General features: G+C 71.8%; 21 protein-coding genes. 11 read left to right on the plus strand and 10 right to left on the minus strand.

The annotated features are described in order from the left end of the window. The first annotated feature begins 15 nt into the window (after positions 1-15). Positions 16-648: a TetR/AcrR family transcriptional regulator gene (locus BV907_RS12130; protein ID WP_077489984.1), complete on the plus strand. Its 633-nt coding sequence runs from the start codon at positions 16-18 to the stop codon at positions 646-648. Between the two features lie 77 nt (positions 649-725). Beyond that, positions 726-1,337 carry a hypothetical protein gene (locus BV907_RS12135; RefSeq protein WP_077489985.1) on the plus strand — a complete coding sequence of 204 codons (612 nt, stop codon included), beginning with the start codon at positions 726-728 and terminating at the stop codon, positions 1,335-1,337. A 26-nt stretch (positions 1,338-1,363) separates the two neighbouring features. On the opposite strand, the gene BV907_RS12140 is transcribed toward BV907_RS12135, so the two are convergent. Both BV907_RS12140 and dapD read right to left on the minus strand, forming a co-directional pair. Next, positions 1,364-2,212: a transglycosylase SLT domain-containing protein gene (locus BV907_RS12140; RefSeq protein ID WP_077489986.1), complete on the minus strand. Its 849-nt coding sequence runs from the start codon at positions 2,210-2,212 to the stop codon at positions 1,364-1,366. Positions 2,213-2,304: 92 nt separating this feature from the next. Next, the gene (gene dapD, locus BV907_RS12145; RefSeq protein ID WP_077489987.1) at positions 2,305-3,327 is read right to left on the minus strand and encodes a 2,3,4,5-tetrahydropyridine-2,6-dicarboxylate N-succinyltransferase; all 1,023 of its coding nucleotides are present in this window, start codon (positions 3,325-3,327) and stop codon (positions 2,305-2,307) included. 51 nt (positions 3,328-3,378) lie between these two features. Here dapD and dapE point away from each other — a divergent pair, with 51 nt between their 5' ends. Further along, positions 3,379-4,614: a succinyl-diaminopimelate desuccinylase gene (gene dapE, locus BV907_RS12150; RefSeq protein WP_077490220.1), complete on the plus strand. Its 1,236-nt coding sequence runs from the start codon at positions 3,379-3,381 to the stop codon at positions 4,612-4,614. A gap of 82 nt (positions 4,615-4,696) precedes the next feature. Here dapE and BV907_RS12155 read toward each other — a convergent pair whose 3' ends face one another. The 4 genes from BV907_RS12155 to BV907_RS12170 all read right to left on the minus strand — a co-directional run bounded on the left by BV907_RS12155 (position 4,697) and on the right by BV907_RS12170 (position 7,991). Beyond that, positions 4,697-5,551 (minus strand): amino acid ABC transporter permease, encoded by an 855-nt coding sequence (locus BV907_RS12155; protein ID WP_077489988.1) that lies wholly within the window; start codon positions 5,549-5,551, stop codon positions 4,697-4,699. Then, the gene (locus tag BV907_RS12160; protein ID WP_077489989.1) at positions 5,548-6,198 is read right to left on the minus strand and encodes an amino acid ABC transporter permease; all 651 of its coding nucleotides are present in this window, start codon (positions 6,196-6,198) and stop codon (positions 5,548-5,550) included. Before BV907_RS12160 ends, BV907_RS12155 begins: the two co-directional genes overlap by 4 nt. A gap of 96 nt (positions 6,199-6,294) precedes the next feature. Next, complete coding sequence (locus BV907_RS12165) at positions 6,295-7,170, minus strand: glutamate ABC transporter substrate-binding protein (RefSeq protein WP_077489990.1); 876 nt, start codon at positions 7,168-7,170, stop codon at positions 6,295-6,297. 65 nt (positions 7,171-7,235) lie between these two features. Beyond that, a complete protein-coding gene (locus tag BV907_RS12170; protein WP_077489991.1) occupies positions 7,236-7,991 on the minus strand; it encodes an amino acid ABC transporter ATP-binding protein in 756 nt (251 codons plus the stop codon). Positions 7,992-8,082: 91 nt separating this feature from the next. Between BV907_RS12170 and BV907_RS12175 the strand changes: the two genes are divergently transcribed. From BV907_RS12175 to BV907_RS12190, 4 genes are all read left to right on the plus strand, one after another. Further along, on the plus strand, positions 8,083-8,943 hold the full coding sequence (locus BV907_RS12175; RefSeq protein WP_077489992.1) for an LOG family protein: 861 nt from the start codon (positions 8,083-8,085) through the stop codon (positions 8,941-8,943). Next, entirely contained in the window at positions 8,940-9,290 is a 351-nt protein-coding gene (locus BV907_RS12180; RefSeq protein ID WP_245827943.1) for a DivIVA domain-containing protein, read from the plus strand. Before BV907_RS12175 ends, BV907_RS12180 begins: the two co-directional genes overlap by 4 nt. Beyond that, on the plus strand, positions 9,287-10,525 hold the full coding sequence (locus BV907_RS12185; RefSeq protein ID WP_245827944.1) for a hypothetical protein: 1,239 nt from the start codon (positions 9,287-9,289) through the stop codon (positions 10,523-10,525). Before BV907_RS12180 ends, BV907_RS12185 begins: the two co-directional genes overlap by 4 nt. A gap of 100 nt (positions 10,526-10,625) precedes the next feature. After that, a complete protein-coding gene (locus BV907_RS12190) occupies positions 10,626-10,793 on the plus strand; it encodes a DUF3117 domain-containing protein (protein ID WP_077489993.1) in 168 nt (55 codons plus the stop codon). 84 nt (positions 10,794-10,877) lie between these two features. On the opposite strand, the gene BV907_RS12195 is transcribed toward BV907_RS12190, so the two are convergent. Continuing rightward, positions 10,878-11,510 carry an O-methyltransferase gene (locus BV907_RS12195; protein ID WP_077489994.1) on the minus strand — a complete coding sequence of 211 codons (633 nt, stop codon included), beginning with the start codon at positions 11,508-11,510 and terminating at the stop codon, positions 10,878-10,880. 181 nt (positions 11,511-11,691) lie between these two features. Between BV907_RS12195 and sigE the strand changes: the two genes are divergently transcribed. Genes sigE through BV907_RS12210 form a run of 3 tightly spaced genes read left to right on the plus strand, consistent with a single transcriptional unit; the run spans position 11,692 to position 13,313 of the window. Then, entirely contained in the window at positions 11,692-12,306 is a 615-nt protein-coding gene (gene sigE, locus BV907_RS12200) for an RNA polymerase sigma factor SigE (RefSeq protein WP_077490223.1), read from the plus strand. Between the two features lie 8 nt (positions 12,307-12,314). Next, positions 12,315-12,860 carry a hypothetical protein gene (locus BV907_RS12205; RefSeq protein ID WP_139346751.1) on the plus strand — a complete coding sequence of 182 codons (546 nt, stop codon included), beginning with the start codon at positions 12,315-12,317 and terminating at the stop codon, positions 12,858-12,860. Between the two features lie 57 nt (positions 12,861-12,917). Beyond that, a complete protein-coding gene (locus BV907_RS12210) occupies positions 12,918-13,313 on the plus strand; it encodes a twin-arginine translocase TatA/TatE family subunit (RefSeq protein WP_077489996.1) in 396 nt (131 codons plus the stop codon). 24 nt (positions 13,314-13,337) lie between these two features. Here the strand turns inward: BV907_RS12210 and BV907_RS12215 are convergent, their stop codons facing one another. From BV907_RS12215 to BV907_RS12225, 3 genes are read right to left on the minus strand one after another with little or no spacing between them, the layout of a single operon-like run. Continuing rightward, a complete protein-coding gene (locus BV907_RS12215; protein WP_077489997.1) occupies positions 13,338-14,456 on the minus strand; it encodes an Mrp/NBP35 family ATP-binding protein in 1,119 nt (372 codons plus the stop codon). Beyond that, the gene (locus BV907_RS12220; protein ID WP_077489998.1) at positions 14,453-15,016 is read right to left on the minus strand and encodes a DUF1003 domain-containing protein; all 564 of its coding nucleotides are present in this window, start codon (positions 15,014-15,016) and stop codon (positions 14,453-14,455) included. Before BV907_RS12220 ends, BV907_RS12215 begins: the two co-directional genes overlap by 4 nt. A gap of 52 nt (positions 15,017-15,068) precedes the next feature. Next, entirely contained in the window at positions 15,069-16,370 is a 1,302-nt protein-coding gene (locus BV907_RS12225) for a magnesium transporter MgtE N-terminal domain-containing protein (RefSeq protein ID WP_077489999.1), read from the minus strand. Positions 16,371-16,457: 87 nt separating this feature from the next. Between BV907_RS12225 and BV907_RS12230 the strand changes: the two genes are divergently transcribed. Further along, positions 16,458-17,414 (plus strand): YflT domain-containing protein, encoded by a 957-nt coding sequence (locus BV907_RS12230; protein WP_077490000.1) that lies wholly within the window; start codon positions 16,458-16,460, stop codon positions 17,412-17,414. Positions 17,415-17,428: the final 14 nt, after the last annotated feature.

The raw sequence follows: 17,428 nt of genomic DNA on the forward strand, positions 1-17,428 counted from the left end.
TGCTAGAGAGGACGGGTGCCCAGATTCGTGGACGCCGCCGCGCGTCGCCGTGACGTCGTGGAAGCCGTCAAGCGGATCGTCGTCGCGGACGGACTCGAGCGCGTCTCGCTGCGCGAGGTCGCCGCGGAGGCCGGCCTCGTCGTCGGCTCGGTGCGGCACTACTTCGCGACCTCGACCGACCTGCTCGTGCAGTCCTTCGAGGCTGTCGTGGACACGGTCCTGGAGCGGCTCGAGGACGCGTCCCCGGGCGCGGACGACGGCGCGGGCTCGCCGCCGGGCGCATCTCGCGGCGGCCTTGAGGACGCTGTCGTGGCACAGCTGTGCCAGCTCCTGCCGCTCGACAAGCCGCGCGCCGTCGACCTCTGCGTCTGGACCGCGTTCAAGCTCGCGGCCCGGACGCGCCCCGAGCTCTCCACGACTGCTGAGCGCAGCCATCGGGCCGTGGCCGCCGCCGTTGGCCGCTCCGTGCTGGCCCTGCGCCCCGGGGCCGGGCGGGAGGAGCTCGTCCGCGAGGCGGAACGGCTGCTCGCTGTCGTCGAGGGGCTCGGCTTGCACGCCATGCTGCAGGGACAGTGGCTCGATGCCGGGCTGTGCCTGGCCGTCCTGCGCGCGCAGGTCGCGAGCGTCGGCGCTGCAGTTCCCACGTGAGGCGTTCGCCGGGTCCCGCCGGGACCTCGGTGCGGGAATACACTGGGAGAGCAGACCGGCAAGGAGTGTAACAACCCATGCACCACACTGGGGGACCCGGATGGCAGATCACCATGGACACGTCAGGACCCATGCTCCTGGCGCTTTACCTTAAGGACAGCGCGGGCCTCAACGGCGCCGGGATGCCTCCTATCGCCCCCGCGCAGCCCAAGGTCCGCGAGACCGACCACCACCAGCTCACCGCGCACGTAGGCGGCGTGCCCGCCCTGCGGCGCGAGTGGGAGGCCTGGTGGGGGGACCTGATCCGCAGTCATCCGGAGATGACACCCGAGCTGACCCCGCCGGGCTTCGCCGCGTTCGAGGGGGCCCCGGCCCTCCAGCGCTCCCTGCAGGCGCATTTCGGCACGGCGCTCACCTGGGCGCGCGAGCGGCGCAGCGAGTACGAACGGCTCGAGCGCACGCGCGAGGAATCGGGCTCGACCGACATTCTGCGCGAGATCGTTGAGGCCCGGCAGCTCGAGGTCGGGAACGAGGCGCGCGACTTCTCGCTCACGATCATCGAGCTCCCGCTCGCCCAGGAGCGCGCGTGGCTCGTCGACGCCGACAAGCTCATCATGAGCCAGTCGCTCCTGGAGGACAGTGGGGCCTTCCGCAGCTATCTGCAGCCCGTCGTCGAGCTGCTCGTCTGAGGCCCCCGGGCCGCCCGGGCGGGCCCCTAGGGCGCCTCGGCGAGCGTGATCGAGACGACGCCGTGGGGCGCCGTGGACTCGCCCCAGCCCTTGCCGCCGTCGCGCACCCACGAGTGGCCCGCGACGTCGACCTGGGTCACGGCGAGCTCCTTCGCGTTGGCGACCGCCCACTGGGCGATCGACCACCCGAGCGTGCCCTCAGTAGGGATGCTCACCGTGCGGCCCGCGGTGCTCGCATCCATCGCGCCGTAGGCCAGAGTGAGCTCGGAACGGAGCGCCTTGACGTCCCCCGCGGCCTCGGGCTTGCGGAGGGTGCACGTCAGGGCTGCCTCCGAATGTCCGCTCAGGGCTGAGGCGAACGCCCGGCTCATGTCCTCGTGCTGGGCGTAGGCCTGGGGGAACGCCGAACGCTGGACCTTCTGGGCGGCGTCGGTGATCGACAGCCCTTCGTAGCCCTCCACCCCGATGAGGACGTCGTAGAACGCATTCGTCGCGTACACCGGGTCCATGATCTCCGCCTCCGTGCCCCAGCCCTGGGAGGGCCGCTGCTGGAAGAGCCCGCGCGAGTCGGGGCCGGCACCGTCCCCGTAGGAGATGTTGCGGAGCTTGGACTCCTGCATGGCGGTCGCGAGGGCGATCGTCGCCGCCCGTGGGGGGAGGCCGCGGCGGACGGCGATCGCCGTGACGAGCGAGGCGTTGGCCGCCTGGTCCGTCGCGAGGGACTGCCGGCCGTCGCCGAGCGGGGCCGTGCAGCCCTCGACGATGGGGGTCTCGCTGCGGTTCAGGACGACCGCTGCGATGTAGACGCCCACGGCCGCGAGGGCGACGGCGACGACGATGGTGAGGGCACGCCGCACTCTGCGGGCCAGGGCCATCGGTGATGCTCCTAGTGGTGGCTGAGGGACCGGCGGGGCGCCGGCTCCCCGCAGGGGCGCACCGGTCCGCAGCACGCCCACGCGGGGACGGGTCAGTTGGCGTGCAGGGCCTCGTTGAGCTCGACCGTCTGGCCGGCGCGGGCGAGCACCTCGACCTGGCCGGTCGTCGAGTTGCGGCGGAACAGGAGGTTCGGCTGGCCGGACAGCTCGACGGCCTTGACGACCTTCTCCGCGTCCTCGCCGAACGAGTCCTTGAACCCCGGGATCCGCACGCGGGTGCCGGCAGTGACATACAGGCCGGCCTCGACGACGGAGTCGTCCCCGATCGAGATGCCGACGCCCGAGTTGGCGCCGAGCAGGACGCGCTCGCCGAGCGTGATGCGCTCCTTGCCGCCGCCCGAGAGGGTGCCCATGATGGACGCGCCGCCGCCGACGTCGGTGCCGTCGCCCACGACGACGCCCGCGGAGATGCGGCCCTCGACCATCGAGGTGCCGAGCGTGCCGGCGTTGAAGTTCACGAAACCCTCGTGCATGACGGTCGTGCCCTCGGCGAGGTGGGCCCCGAGGCGCACCCGGTCGGCGTCGGCGATGCGCACGCCCCCGGGGACGACGTAGTCGACCATGCGGGGGAACTTGTCGACGCCGTACACCGTGACGGCGCCGCGGCGGCGGAGCCGGGCCCGGGTCATCTCGAAGCCCGCGGGCAGGCACGGGCCGAAGTTCGTCCAGACGACGTTGGCGAGCTTGCCGAAGATGCCGTCGAGGTTGATCGAGTTGGGCGTGACGAGCCGGTGCGAGAGGAGGTGCAGGCGCAGGTAGGCGTCGGCCGTGTCGGCCGGGGGCTGGTCGAGGTCGATCTGGACGAAGACGACCTTCGTCTGCGTGCCGCGCTCGGCGTCGTCGCCGTTCTCCGCGGCGGCGACGAGCTCGGCCGGGGCGGCGTCGACGACGGCGTCGTCCGAGAGGTGCTCGGCGGCGGTGCCGAGCGCCGGGGCCGGGAACCACACGTCGAGGACGGTCGCCTCGCCGGAGGAGCCGTCCGTGGCCGGGGCCACGTGGATCGTGGCGAGGCCGAAGCCGTGGGCAGAGCGGGGTGCGGCAGGGGTCTCAGTCATGGTTCCCAGTCTATCGGCGGGGCTCGGGCCCACCGAACTAAGCTGGTGGACGTGACTGCCCCCACCACGCCCGCACCGATCCTGCTGGACCTCACTCAGGACGTCGCCCTGCTCACCGCCGCGATCCTCGACATTCCGAGCGTCTCGGGTGGCGAGAGGGCGCTCGCCGACGCCGTCGAGCACGCGCTGCGCACGCAGACCACCCTCGCGGTCACCCGCGACGGCGACGCCGTCGTCGCCCGCTCCACGCTCGGCCGCGCCGAGCGCGTCATCCTCGCCGGGCACCTCGACACCGTGCCCCTCCCGACCACCGTGGGCGCGCGCGGCACCGTCCCGTCGTCGTGGGACGGCGTGCCGGGGGAGGGCGTCCTGTGGGGCCGCGGGGCGACGGACATGAAGAGCGGCGTCGCCGTCCAGCTCGCGCTCGCCGCGCGGCTCTTCCCCACCCGGCCTGTGGCCCTCGCGGCCGCGGCGGTGGGCGCGGTGACGGACGACGGCGGCGCCCCGCCGTCGGCGACCGCGGCCGCGGCGGCGACCGCGGCCGCGGCGGCGCCCGCCCCCTCGCCGGCGTGGGACGTTACCTTCGTCTTCTACGACCACGAGGAGGTCGAGGCCGCCAAGAGCGGGCTCGGGCGGCTCGCGCGCAACCATCCCGGCCTGCTCGCTGGCGACTTCGCGATCCTGCTCGAGCCCACGGACGGCACGGTCGAGGGCGGGTGCAACGGCACGCTGCGGGTCGAGGCGCGGACCCTGGGGGAGGCGGCCCACTCGGCGCGGGCGTGGATGGGGTCCAACGCGATCCACGCCGCGGCGCCCATCCTCGCTCGCCTGGCCGCGTACGAGCCCGCGACCGTGACCGTCGACGGGCTCGACTACCGCGAGGGCCTCAACGCCGTGAAGATCTTCGGCGGGACCGCGGGCAACGTCATCCCCGACCGGTGCGTCGTCGAGATCAACTACCGCTTCGCCCCCGACAAGACGATCGACCAGGCCGAGCAGCACGTGCGCGACGTGCTCGAGGGCTTCGACGTCGTGCGCACCGACGGGGCGTCCGGGGCCCGGCCGGGCCTCACCCACCCCGCGGCCGCGGCCTTCGTCGCCGCCGTCGGGCAGGAGCCCAAGCCCAAGTACGGCTGGACGGACGTCGCGCGGTTCTCGGAGCTCGGCGTCCCGGCCGTCAACTTCGGCCCGGGCGATGCGCTCCTGGCCCACAAGGACGACGAGCGCGTCTCCGCCGCAGCGGTCCACGCCTGCCTCGCGGCGCTCGAGGCGTGGCTCGTCCCGTAGCGACGATGCCCCCTCGACGCCGAAGGTCACCTCCCGGGGGAGGTGACCTTCGGCGTCGAGGGGGCCGGTGCCAGGGCTTCGGCTAAGCGCCCTTCTCCTCGCCAGTCTCGGCCGGGACACCCGCGGCGGGGACGTGCACCACGCCGCCTGCGGCCTTCTTGGACCCGCGTCGCTCGATCCAGATCGCGAGGCGCGAGACGCTGACGTTGATCGCGATGTAGATCGCCGCGGCCACGAAGAACACCGGGAAGAGGAAGTCAGGGCCGAGGAAGTCGGCCATGATCTGCACCTTCCGCAGCAGCTCCTCGTAGGCCACGATGTAGCCGAGCGAGGTGTCCTTGAGCAGCACCACGAGCTGGGCCACGAGCGAGGGCAGCATGCGCCGGATCGCCTGCGGCAGCTCGATGGCCATGCGCGACTGGAAGCTCGTCAGGCCGATCGCGAGGCCCGCCTCCCGCTGGCCCTTGGGCAGCGACTGGATGCCGGCGCGGATGATCTCGGCGAAGATCGCCGAGTTGTAGAGCACGAGGCCGACGACGACGGCGGTGAAGGTGTTCGTGGCGAAGACGAGCAGCACGAACAGCATCATCAGGACCACGGGCATGCCGCGCAGGAACTCGAGCACCACCTGGGTGGGGATCCGGATCGCCGGGACCGCGGAGATGCGCAGGAGCGACAAGGCGAGGCCGAGGGGGAACGCGATGGCGGCCGCGACGGCGGCGGCGCTCAGCGTGGCCCCCAGACCCTGGGCGAGGAGGCTCCAGACGTCGGGGATCGCGAAGACCTCCCACCGCTCGCCCTCGAAGATGCCTTGCTGGGCGAGGGTCCACACGGCCCACCCGAGCACCGCGGCGATGAGGACGATCCCGATGGCGGACCCGGTGAGCGAGACGCGGCGGGCCTTCGGGCCGGGGACGTCGTAGAGGACGCTGGTCATCGGGCGATCGCCACCTTCTTCTCGACGCGGTGGGCCAGGATGCCCAGGGGGACAGTCATGAGCAGGTAGAACACGGCCGTTCCTGCGAGGACCTGCATGACGGCGTCGCCGTGGTCGTTGGCGAGCTGCCGCGCGTGGCCGAAGAGCTCGAGCACGAAGAACGCACCGGCGACCGAGGAGTTCTTCACGAGCGCGATGAGGATGTTGATCAGCGGCGGGACGACGGTGCGCAGCGCCTGGGGCAGGACGACGAGGTTCAGGACCTGCCCGAAGGTCAGGCCGATGCTCCGGGCGGCCTCGGCCTGGCCCACGGGGACGCTGTTCACGCCCGAGCGCACGGCCTCGGCGACGAACGCCGACGTGTAGCCGGAGAGCGCGATGATCGCCGCGACCTCGAACTGGTCGAAGCGGACGCCGAGGCGGGGCAGCACGATCGCGCAGAAGAAGAAGACGATGGTCAGCGGCGTGTTCCTGGCGATCTCGACGAACGCCATGCTGAAGCCGCGCAGAGCCTTGACGGGGGAGACGCGCATCGCGGCCAGGATGGTGCCGGTCACGAGGGCGATGATGCCCGAGACGGCGGCGAGGAAGAGGGTGCGGAGGAAGCCGTCCCAGTAGATCGGGAGGCTCTCGATGATCACGTCCATGGGCTTCCTTGGTCGGGTCGTAGAACCGCAACGCCCGCCGCTGCCGGTCGGGACCGGCGCGCAGCGGGCGTCGGGTTCAGGCGGATGGACGCTGAATCAGTAGCGGTCGATCTTGGGGAGCTCCGGGACGGTCTTGATGACCTTGCCCGCGGTGCCCTCCCACGCCTTCTTGTACGTGCCGTCCAGCTCGAAGGCCTCGAGCTGGTCGTTGATCCAGTTGCGGAAGGTCGTGTCGCCCTTCTTGAGGCCGATGCCGTACGGCTCCTTCGTGAAGGTCTCCTCGCTCGCGAGCTTGAAGGCGTCCGGCTCCTTGTCCACGAAGCCGGCGAGGATGACGTTGTCCGTCGTGATGGCCTCGACCTGCTTGTTGCGGAGCGGCTCGAGGCATGCGGAGTAGGTCGCCGCCGGGACGAGCTCGGCGCCGTACTGCTCCACGATGGTCTTCGCCGGGGTCGAGCCCGTGACGGAGCAGACCTTCTTGCCCGTGACGTCCTCGGGCTTGGTGATCGTCGTGTTGTCCTTGTTCACCATGAGGGCCTGGCCGGCCTCGTAGTACGGGCCCGCGAAGTCGACCTTCTGCTTGCGCGCGTCGTTGATCGTGTAGGTTGCGACGACGATGTCGACCCGGCTCTGCTCGATGAACGCCTCGCGGTTCGCCGAAACGGTCTCGACCCACTCGATCTTGTCGGCGGAGATGCCGAGCTTGGCGGCGATGGCCTTGCCGATCTCGACGTCGAAGCCGACGGGCTTGCCGTCGAGGCCCTTCTGGCCGAACAGCGGCTGGTCGAACTTCGTGCCGATCTTGATGGTGCCCGCCTTGGCCAGCGTGTCCATGGTGCTGCCGGCCGCGAAGGTCGGACTCGCCACGGGGGAGGCGGTCCCGCCGCCTCCCCCGCCGCAGGCGGACAGGGCGAGGGCGAGCGCCGCGGTGGCGGCGGCCAGCACAGCCTTCTTGGTGCCGAAGAGTGCCATTTCCAGCATTCCTTTCTTCTCGGGCCGGTCGGCCCAGGTGCGAGCGAGGTGATGCAGTCCGAGGGTCAGTGGGTGAGCAGCTTGGACAGGAAGTCCTTCGCGCGGTGGCTCTGGGGGTTCGTGAAGAACTGCTCCGGCGTGGCCTGCTCGACGATCTGCCCGTCGGCCATGAAGACGACGCGGTCCGCGGCCTTGCGCGCGAAGCCCATCTCGTGGGTCACGACGATCATCGTCATGCCCTCCTTGGCGAGCTGGACCATGACGTCGAGGACCTCGTTGATCATCTCGGGGTCGAGCGCCGAGGTCGGCTCGTCGAAGAGCATGACCTTGGGCTTCATCGCGAGCGCGCGGGCGATCGCGACGCGCTGCTGCTGTCCGCCCGAGAGCTGGGCGGGGAGCTTGGGCGCCTGCTGGGCGACGCCGACGCGTTCGAGCAGCGCCATGGCCTCCTTCTCGGCGGTGGCCTTGGAAACGCCCTTGACCTTGATCGGTCCGAGCGTGATGTTCTCGAGGATCGTCTTGTGGGCGAACAGGTTGAACGACTGGAACACCATGCCGACGTCGGCGCGGAGGTGCGCGAGCTCCTTGCCCTCCTCAGGAAGCTTCTTGCCGTCGATGTAGATTGCCCCGCCCTCGATGGTCTCGAGGCGGTTGATCGCGCGGCAGAGGGTGGACTTCCCGGACCCGGAGGGACCGATGACCACCACCACCTCGCCCTTGGAGACCTCCATATTGATGTCCTTGAGGACGTGGAGCTGGCCGTAGTGTTTGTTCACGTCCTTGACAGAGACGAGCGCGGCGGAGTTGGCGGCGGTAGTCATAGGGCAAATGTAACGGACATAGTCCCGGGCGGCCCCGAACGGGACACACCGAACAGCAATCGTGATTGAAGCGAGACTAGCCTTGGGTTTTATGAGCACCGATTCCGCGCCAGACAACGCACCGGACCCCCAGCGGGCGCATGTGCCCTCGCGCCGCAAGGGCCCGCTCGAGCTGCGCCGCCGCCAGACCCAGCAGGGCACCGCAGACCAGCACCTCCTGGACACCCATGGCGCGGGGCGGTTCGTCCACACCGATCCGTGGCGGGTCATGCGCATCCAGAGCGAGTTCGTCGAGGGCTTCGGGGCGCTCGCCGAGCTCGGGCCCGCCGTGAGCGTCTTCGGCTCGGCGCGGACGGCGCCTGGGAGCGGCTACTACGAGACGGCCGTGGAGATCGGCAGGCTCCTCGCGCAGTCCGGCGTCGCCGTCATCACGGGCGGCGGTCCCGGCTCGATGGAGGCCGCCAACCGCGGCGCCGTTGAGGGCTCCGGAACGTCGGTCGGCCTGGGCATCGAGCTCCCGTTCGAGACGGGACTGAATCCGTGGGTCGACCTCGGCATCAACTTCCGCTACTTCTTCGCGCGCAAGACCATGTTCGTCAAGTACGCGCACGGCTTCGTCGTCCTGCCCGGCGGCCTCGGGACCCTCGACGAGCTCTTCGAGGCCATGGTGCTCGTCCAGACCGGCAAGGTGACGTCCTTCCCGATCGTCCTCGTGGGCAGCGAGTTCTGGGGCCCGCTGCTGGACTGGCTGCGCGGCACCCTCGTGGCCAACGGCATGATCTCACCCTCGGACATGGACCTCATCCAGGTCGCGGACACCCCCGACGAGGCCGTCCGTCTCGTCCTGGCCGGGTTCGGCGACGACGAGCGCCGTGGCGGCATGTTCGGCAGCGCCGAGGAGGAAGAGTGGGTCGAGGCCGCGCCGGATCCCGAGGAAGCGGAGGAGGCGTGAGCTTCTTCCTCGTCTTCCTCGCCATGGTGCTCGCCGCAGGGCTCGTGTGGTTCGCGGCCGGCGTCGTGCGCGGGCGCCGCGCGCTCGACGGTGAGCCCGCCGACGGCTTCGACGAGCCGCCGGCGCAGCTGCCGCCCGTGCTGCTGCCCGAGCATCCGACGCCGGACGACGTGGACCGCGTGCGCTTCTCCCTCGCCTTCCGCGGCTACCGCATGGACCAGGTGGACCAGGTCCTCGAGACGCTGCGCGACAGGATCGGCGTCCAGGCCGCGCTCATCGAGGCGCTCACCGCGCAGATGCGGGAGCGCCGGGCCGAGGACGCCGCCGACAGCCCGACGGACGCGTGAGCGCGGGCAGGGCTCCCGCGCCGTATGCCGTCCATGCGGCCCTCGGGGCGTCCGCGCGCCGGATCGGCGAGTGGGTCGCCGCACGGCCGTGGTGGCTCCAGGCCGCGCTCGTGTACGCGGCGTCCCGCGCCGTGGGCCTCGCGGTCTTCGCCGCGGCCGCCTACCACCAGGGGGTCAACCCCTGGTACAGCCCCCAGCCTGACTACGCCCGCTTCGTGCAGATCTGGGACGCCGAATGGTACGGCCGGATCATCCGGGACGGCTATCCCGCCCAGCTCCCGCGCTCCGCGGACGGCACCGTCCAGGAGAACGCGTGGGCGTTCTACCCGGTCTTCCCGCTGCTCGTGAAGGGGCTCGCGGCGGCGAGCGGCCTGCCGTGGCAGGCCGTCGCCCAGGCGGTGGCGCTGCTCGCCGGCCTCGGCGCGTGCCTCGTCGCCTATCGGCTGTTCCGGACGGCGGCCGGGCATGAGACGGCTCTGTGGGGCGTCGCCTTCGTTGCGTTCTTCCCCGTCTCCGCCATCCTGCAGGTCCCGTACGCCGAGTCGCTCGGGCTGCTCCTGCTCGCGTGGGCCCTGCTCTGGACCGTCGAGCGCCGGTACGTCGCGGCGATGCCCGTCGTCGTCGTCATGAGCCTCACCCGGCCCATCGGCATCCCCATGGCGCTGGCGCTCGCGGCCCTCCTCGCGGTGCGCTGGTGGCGCCGCCGGGAGGCGGGCACGACGGCGGGCGAACTCGTGCGCCTGGCCGCGCTCGCCGTCGTGAGCGGCGCCTCCGCCCTCGCGTGGCCGGCCATCGCGTGGGCCGGGACCGGGGAGATGACCGCGTACACCCAGACCGAGACGGTCTGGCGCGGGGGCCCGCTCGAGCTGTTCGTCCCGTGGATCGACATGGGGAGGTTCCTCTTCGGCCCCGTGGCCGGCGGCCTCGCGCCGGTCGCCCTCGTGACCGTCGCGGCGCTCGCCCTCACGAGCACGGCCGTGCGCCGGACTGGCCTCGAGCTGCAGCTCTGGTGCGCGGCGTACGTCTTCTACCTGCTCGCCGTCCTGCACCCCCAGACGAGCACGTTCCGGATGATGCTCCCGCTCTTCCCGCTCGCGCTCGCCGCCGCGGGGGTCTCGCGCTCGCGCGCGTTCCGGTGGTCGGCGCTCGGCTTCTTCGTCCTGCTTGAGATCGTGTGGGTCCACTGGCTGTGGGTGTGGACGCCGCTCCCCGGGGGCGGCGACTGGCCCCCGTGACCGGCACGCGCGTACCGGTCCTTGCCTACCGCAAGGTATGCCGGCTGGTAATGTTGTCAGCAGCACACAGTGCCTGCGACCGACTGGAGGGGAAGAGCACATGGCAGCCATGAAACCGCGAACCGGTGATGGGCCGATGGAGGTCACCAAGGAGGGCCGCAGCCTGATCATGCGCGTGCCGCTCGAGGGAGGCGGCCGCCTGGTCGTCGAGCTCAACGCCGAGGAGGCCGCCGAGCTCAAGGAATGCCTCGTCGGGGTCACCGAGTAGCCGCCGCAGGCCTCGCCAGAGAGGGCCGATCCCGGAAGGGACCGGCCCTCTCTTGCGTCTGGCAGGGGCGAGCTGGGCCTGCGCTCAGCGGCGCACGGCCAGCAGCAGCCCGTCGCCCGTGGGCAGGATCGAGACGGAGACCCGCTCGTCGGCGCGCAGGGACCGGTGGAGGTTCCGCAGGCCCGCCGTCGTCGGCTCGCGGTAGGCCGGATTCGAGACCCGGTCACGGTCGAGGGCGTCGTTGAGCACGAGCAGCCCGCCCGGGCGCAGGAGGCGCACGGCCTGCTCGGCGTAGGCGGCGGCGTTGGCCTTGTCCGCGTCCACGAGCACGAGATCGTAGGCCCGGTCGGTCAGTCGCGGGAGCACCTCGGCGGCGCGGCCCGTGATGGCCCGGATCCGGCTCGAGGGCACGCCCGCCTCGGCGAAGGCCGTCCGCGCGGCCTTGAGGTGCTCGACGTCCCGGTCGATCGTCGTCAGGACCGCGTTCGGCGCGAGGCCGCGCAGGAGGCACACCCCCGAGACGCCGGTGCCGGTGCCGATCTCGACGGCCGTGTGAGCCTTCGCGGCGGCGGCCAGGACCGTCAGCGCCGCCCCCACGCCGGGGCTCACGGGCGTCACCCCGAGCTCGAAGGAACGCTCGCGCGCACGGGCCAGCACGTCGTCCTCCGCGGCGAATCCCTCGGCGTAGGACCAGCTGCTGGACTTCTCGGAGGTCATGGGTGCGCTTTCGTCGTGGGGTGGGCTGATCAAGCCTATCGCCTCGCGCCCCGCGGCCTGGGGTACGCCTTCGGCGGAACAGACAGGCAAATCCCAGACAAGACTGGCAGACTGGGGCTTCTAGTGGCCCGCTGTCACCGGCGGGCCCCACCGAGCGAGCGAAGGCAGGTGTGTGGACGTGATGGCTGGATCTGCTGCGGCCACCGAGGCACCCTACGAGACCACCGAGGCGTGGGTTCCGCCGACGTGGGAAGAAGTCGTGGCACAGCACTCCGCGAAGGTCTACCGCCTCGCCTACCGCCTCACGGGCAACCAGCACGACGCCGAGGACCTCACCCAGGAGGTGTTCGTGCGCGTCTTCCGCTCCCTCGAGAACTTCAAGCCCGGCACGCTCGACGGCTGGCTGCACCGCATCACGACAAACCTCTTCCTCGATCAGGCCCGCCGCCGGAGCCGCATCCGCTTCGACGCGCTCGCCGACGACGCCGAGGCCCGCCTCGCCGGCCGGGAGCCGGGCCCCGAGCGCAGCTACGAGATGAACAACCTGGACCTCGACGTCCAGGCCGCCCTCGAGGAGCTCCCGCCGGACTTCCGCGCCGCCGTCGTCCTGTGCGACCTCGAGGGGCTCTCCTACGACGAGGTCGCCGACGCCCTCGGCGTCAAGCTCGGGACAGTGCGCAGCCGCATCCACCGCGGCCGCACGCTCCTGCGGGAGAAGCTGGCCCACCGGGACCCCCGCCGCGGGTCCGCGAAGAAGCGCCTCGCGCTTCCGCGCGTCGCCCGCGGGCTACGCTAGGAGGGGCCTTGGGTGCGTCCCGCTGGCCCGGCCTACGCCGGGAGAGCCACCCCGCCACGCCCGAGCACGTGCACTCCTGCCCCGAATGCCGGGGCAGGCTGGAGGCGCGCCGCCGCTATCTCGCCGCCCTGCGCGAGGCCGACATCCCGCGGGCGAGCAGCTGCCTTCAGGAACGTCTCCTGCGCCAGACCCAGCACTTGGCCGCCCAGGCCGAGCTCGCCGAGGCCTCGGTGCAGCGCCGGAGCACGGGCGCCCTGCGCGCGGGCCTGTCGGTGCTCGCCGGGACCGCGGCCGCCGTCGCGGCCCTGGCCGTGACCGCCTACGGCGTCGCGGGGGACCCGCCCGCGCGGGGGTCGCTGAAGGGTACCGAGGCGTCCTTCGTCGTGGCCTCGTCCTCGCTCGCGCGCGTCGGCGTCGCCGACGGCGGGGCGGGCGCCCAGGCCGCGGGGGGACCGGCCGCCTCCGCCGGGGCCGGAGCGCCGCTCCTCGAGGACCCGGTCGAGCGCATCGGGCGGGGCCTGCGGATCGTCTTCGGGGCCTCGTGCCGCCCGTGATGACGGCGGTCCCGGGGGAATCGCCCGCGCGCGCGGGCAGGCGGTAGTGTTGCACGCGTGTTCGGAATCAACGGCCCCGAGTTCATCCTCTTGCTGGTCATCGGCATCCTCGTGATCGGCCCCCAGCGGCTGCCCGAATACACCCAGAAGCTCACCAACATCGTCAAGGAGCTGCGCCGCATGGCGACCGGGGCGAGGGAGCAGCTCAAGGAGGAGACCGGCGTCGACCTCAACGAGGTGGACTGGCGCAAGTACGACCCCCGGCAGTACGACCCGCGGAAGATCATCCGCGAGGCGCTCCTCGAGGAGTCGCCCGCGCCGGCCACGGTCGCGGCGGGCGCCGCAGCCACGTCCTCCGCGGCGGCAGCCCAGACTCCGCCGCCGGCCCCCGAACGCCGGATCGAGCGGCTCGAGGCGGGGGAGCGCGCCCCCTTCGACACCGAGGCGACCTGAGCGTCCCCTTCCCGGGACGCGGGGCTACGCGACCGGGGTGACCCCCAGGCTCCGGCCGGCGAGGCCGCGCGGCTGTGCCGCGAGCCGGTCCGCGATGGCACGGAGCGCGGCGGCCGACGGAGAGTCCGGGCGCGAGAGCACGATCGGGACCCCGGCATCGCCGCCCTCGCGGAGAGCGACGTCGAGCGGCACCTGGCCGAGGAGCTCGACAGGCGCACCGAGCGAGGCCGAGAGCCGCTCCGCGACCCTTGCCCCGCCGCCCGAGCCGAACACCTCCATGACCGTTCCGTCCGGCAGGATCAGGCCGGACATGTTCTCGATGACTCCCGCCACCCGCTGGCCGGTCTGCGCTGAGACCGAGCCGGCGCGCTCCGCGACGTCGGCCGCGGCGGCCTGCGGGGTCGTGACGACGAGCAGCTGCGCGTTCGGCAGGAGCTGCGAGACGGAGATTGCGACGTCGCCCGTGCCCGGCGGGAGGTCGAGGAAGAGGACGTCCAGGTCCCCGAAGTACACGTCACCGAGGAACTGCTCGAGCGCCCGGTGCAGCATGGGGCCGCGCCACGCGACCGGCTGGTTCCCCTGCACGAACATGCCGATCGAGATGACCTTCACGTCGTGGGCCACGGGCGGCAGGATCATGTCGTCCACGCGCGTGGGCGAGCCCGTGACGCCGAGGAGCGCCGGGACGGAGAAGCCGTGCACGTCCGCGTCGACGATGCCGACGCGCAGCCCGCGCGAGGCGAGCTCGGACGCAAGGTTGACCGTGACCGAGGACTTGCCCACGCCGCCCTTGCCGCTCGCCACGGCGTAGACCTTCGTGAGCGAGTCTGGCCGGCTGAACGGGATGCCGCGCTCGGGCCGCAGGCGGTCCTTGAGCTCCTGTCGCTGCTCGGGGGTCATGACGTCGAGCACGACGGCGGTCTCCTCCACCCCGGGCACGCGTCCCAGGGCTGCGCGCACGTCCGCGTCGATGGTCCCGCGCAGGGGGCAGCCGGCGATGGTGAGCAAGACGCGGACGGTGACCGTGCCGCCGTCGGCCGTGACGTCCTCGAGCATGCCGAGCTCGTCGATCGGGCGGCGCAGCTCCGGGTCGTTGACGGTGTGCAGGGCGGCGCGGACGGCCGCGAGGTCGACCGGGCTCACGCCTCGCCCTCCGTGGCCGGGGCGGCAGGCTCGGGGGCGTCCGCCGCCTTGACCTTGGGGATCTGCTGCGTGCGCGGGGGCCGGCTCTTCTTGTCCTTGCGCCGCTTGGGCGGGGCCTCGCCCACGGTCTCCTCCTGCTCGGTGAGCTCCTCGAGCATCGAGCGCAGCTCGGCGCGGACGAAGTCGCGGGTCGCGACCTCGCGCAGGGACAGGCGCAGGGACGCGAGCTCGCGCGTGAGGTATTCGGTGTCGGCAAGGCTGCGCTCGTTGCGCGTACGGTCCTGCTCGATCGTGACGCGGTCGCGGTCGTCCTGCCGGTTCTGGGCGAGCAGGATGAGCGGGGCTGCGTAGGAGGCCTGGAGCGAGAGCAGCAGGGTCAGGAGCGTGTAGTTCAGCGCCCTCGGGTCGAACTGGAGGTTCTCGGGGCCCCACGTGTTCCAGGCGAGCCACGCGATGCAGAAGAGCGTCATGTAGAAGAGGAACTGCGGGGTGCCCATGTAGCGGGCGAAGCGCTCTGCGAAGCGGCCGAAGGCGTCCGGGTCCGGGTTGAACCGCGGCATGAACCTCCCGCGCTGCTCGAGAGGGGTGTCCAGACCGGGCAGCTTGCGGGGTTCAGCCAAAGCGTCCTCCGAACTTCTTCAGCGGTTCGCCGTCCTCGTGCACACGCCAGTCGTCCGGCAGGAGGTGGTCGAGGAGGTCGTCAACAGTCACCGCCCCCACGAGGCGGCCATCGGGGTTGACGACGGCGACGGCGTTCAGGTTGTACTGGGCCATGGTCCGGGCGACCTCGCTGATCGAGTCGAGGTCCCGCATCGGCTCGAGGGCCTTGTCCACGATCGTACCGAGCTGCTCTGGGGGCGCGGCGCGCAGGAGCTGCTGGATGTGGACGGTCCCGAGGTAGCGGCCGGTCGGCGTCTCGAGCGGGGGGCGGCAGATGAAGATGGCCGAGGCGAGGGCGGGGCTCAGCTCCTCGCGGCGGACGTGGGCGAGGGCCTCGGCGACGGTCGCCTCCGGCGGGAGGATCACGGGCACAGGCGTCATGACCGAGCCAGCGGTGCCCTCGTCGTACTGCAGGAGGCGGCGCACGTCCTCCGCCTCTTCGGGCTCCATGAGCTGGAGGAGCTCCTCGGCCTTCTCGGCGGGGAGGTCGGCGAGGAGGTCGGCGGCGTCGTCCGGGTCCATCTCCTCGAGGACGTCGGCGGCCCGCTCGAGGTCGAGGGAGGAGAGGATCTCGACCTGGTCGTCCTCGGGGAGCTCCTGGAGGACATCGGCGAGCCGCTCGTCCTGGAGCTCGGAGACCACCTCGAGGCGCCGCGCGTCGCTCATCTCCTGCATCGCGTCGGCGAAGTCGGCGGGCTTGAGGTCGTCGTGGGTCGCGAGGAACTGGGCCGCGCCGCGCACCTGGCCGATCCCGTAGCGCGTGTCCTCCCAGTCGACGAGCTGCGCGGGGCCGCGGCGCAGGCCGCGGAAGCTGCGCCCCTCAGGCGCCCGCCGCACGAAGAGCTTGCTCACGAGCCAGTCGCCGTTGCGCTGCTGGTCCATCGCGAGGTCCTCGATGATGGCCTCGCCGCCATCCCCGGCGCCGTCCGCTGTGCCGTCCTCTACGAGGGTGACCCGCCGGTCGAAGATGTCCCCGAGCACGAGCTGCTCGGCGCCGCGCTGCTCGAAGCGGCGGAGGTTGATGAGGCCCGTCGTAATGATCTGGGACTGGTCCATGCTCGTCACGCGGGTCATCGGGACGAAGACTCGGCGCTTGCCGGGGACCTCGACGACGATGCCGACGGCCTGGGGCGGCCGCTGGCCGCGGGAGATGACGACGACGTCGCGAAGCCGCCCCACACGGTCGCCCACCGGGTCGAACACGTCGAGGCCGAGCAGCCTGGCGACGAAGACGCGCGCGGGGTTCGAACTCACGCTGTCTAGGCTACTCCAGCGCCGGAGTTCTGCTCACTCTGAGCTGAAACCGGCGCCGCACACAGGCTCGCGGGTAAGAATAGTGGCATGTCCAACATGTTCGGTTCTTCGAAGCCTCTCGATGAGGCCCGGTCCCTCCCGCAAGGGGAGACGGTCGGGTCCTACATCTCATACCTCGATGCGCAGAAGGCCGTGGACTACCTGGCTGACCAGCAATTCCCGGTCGAGCTCGTCGCGATCGTCGGGAACGACCTCAAGCTCGTCGAGCGGGTCACGGGACGGCTGAGCTATCCGCGCGTGGCCCTCAACGGTGCTCTGAGCGGCATGTGGTTCGGCCTGTTCGTGGGCGTGCTGCTCTCCTTCTTCACGCCGAACGGCAGCTACTTCTCGATCATCACCTCCGTGCTCATGGGCGCGGCGTTCTTCATGCTCTTCGGCATCGTCACGTACGCCATGCAGCGAGGCAAGCGCGACTTCACCTCGACGAGCCAGGTCGTGGCCAGCAGCTACGACGTCGTCGTGGGCCACGAGGTCGCGCACGACGCGCGGCGCCTCCTGTCCCAGCTGCCGATCGGCCAGGGCAGCGCGGGGCAGGGCTGGGGCCACAGCCCGTCGGGATATGGCCAGTCCGGCTACGGCCAGTCCGGCTACGGCCAGGGCTGGGGCCAGTCGGGCTACGGCCAGCCCGGGCAGGGCACCGCAGACCAGGGGCATGGCCAGGCCGAGCCGTGGCATCCGCAGGAGCCCGAGCCCAAGCGCCCCGCGGGGTGGTCCGACCCGTACGGGGTCACCGCGGGCGAGGAGCACGTGCCCGGACAGCCTGAGGGCGCGCCGCCGGCGCCGCCCGCACACGCTTCGGGCAGCCGCTACCCGGACCTGCCCGACGGACGCCCGCAGTACGGGGTGCGCGTCGAGCCCGCCCAGCAGGCTCGCGCCCGCGAGCAGGAGCACGCGCCGCACGAGGAGGCGACACACGCGCCCGAGCAGGGCCCGGGGCAGGCGGCGGAGCACAAGCACGACGACGACACGCACCGGGGCGCCTGACCCCGCCGACCACA

The sequence above is a fragment of the Sinomonas mesophila genome (assembly GCF_001999765.1).
Taxonomy (GTDB): Bacteria; Actinomycetota; Actinomycetes; order Actinomycetales; family Micrococcaceae; genus Sinomonas; species Sinomonas mesophila.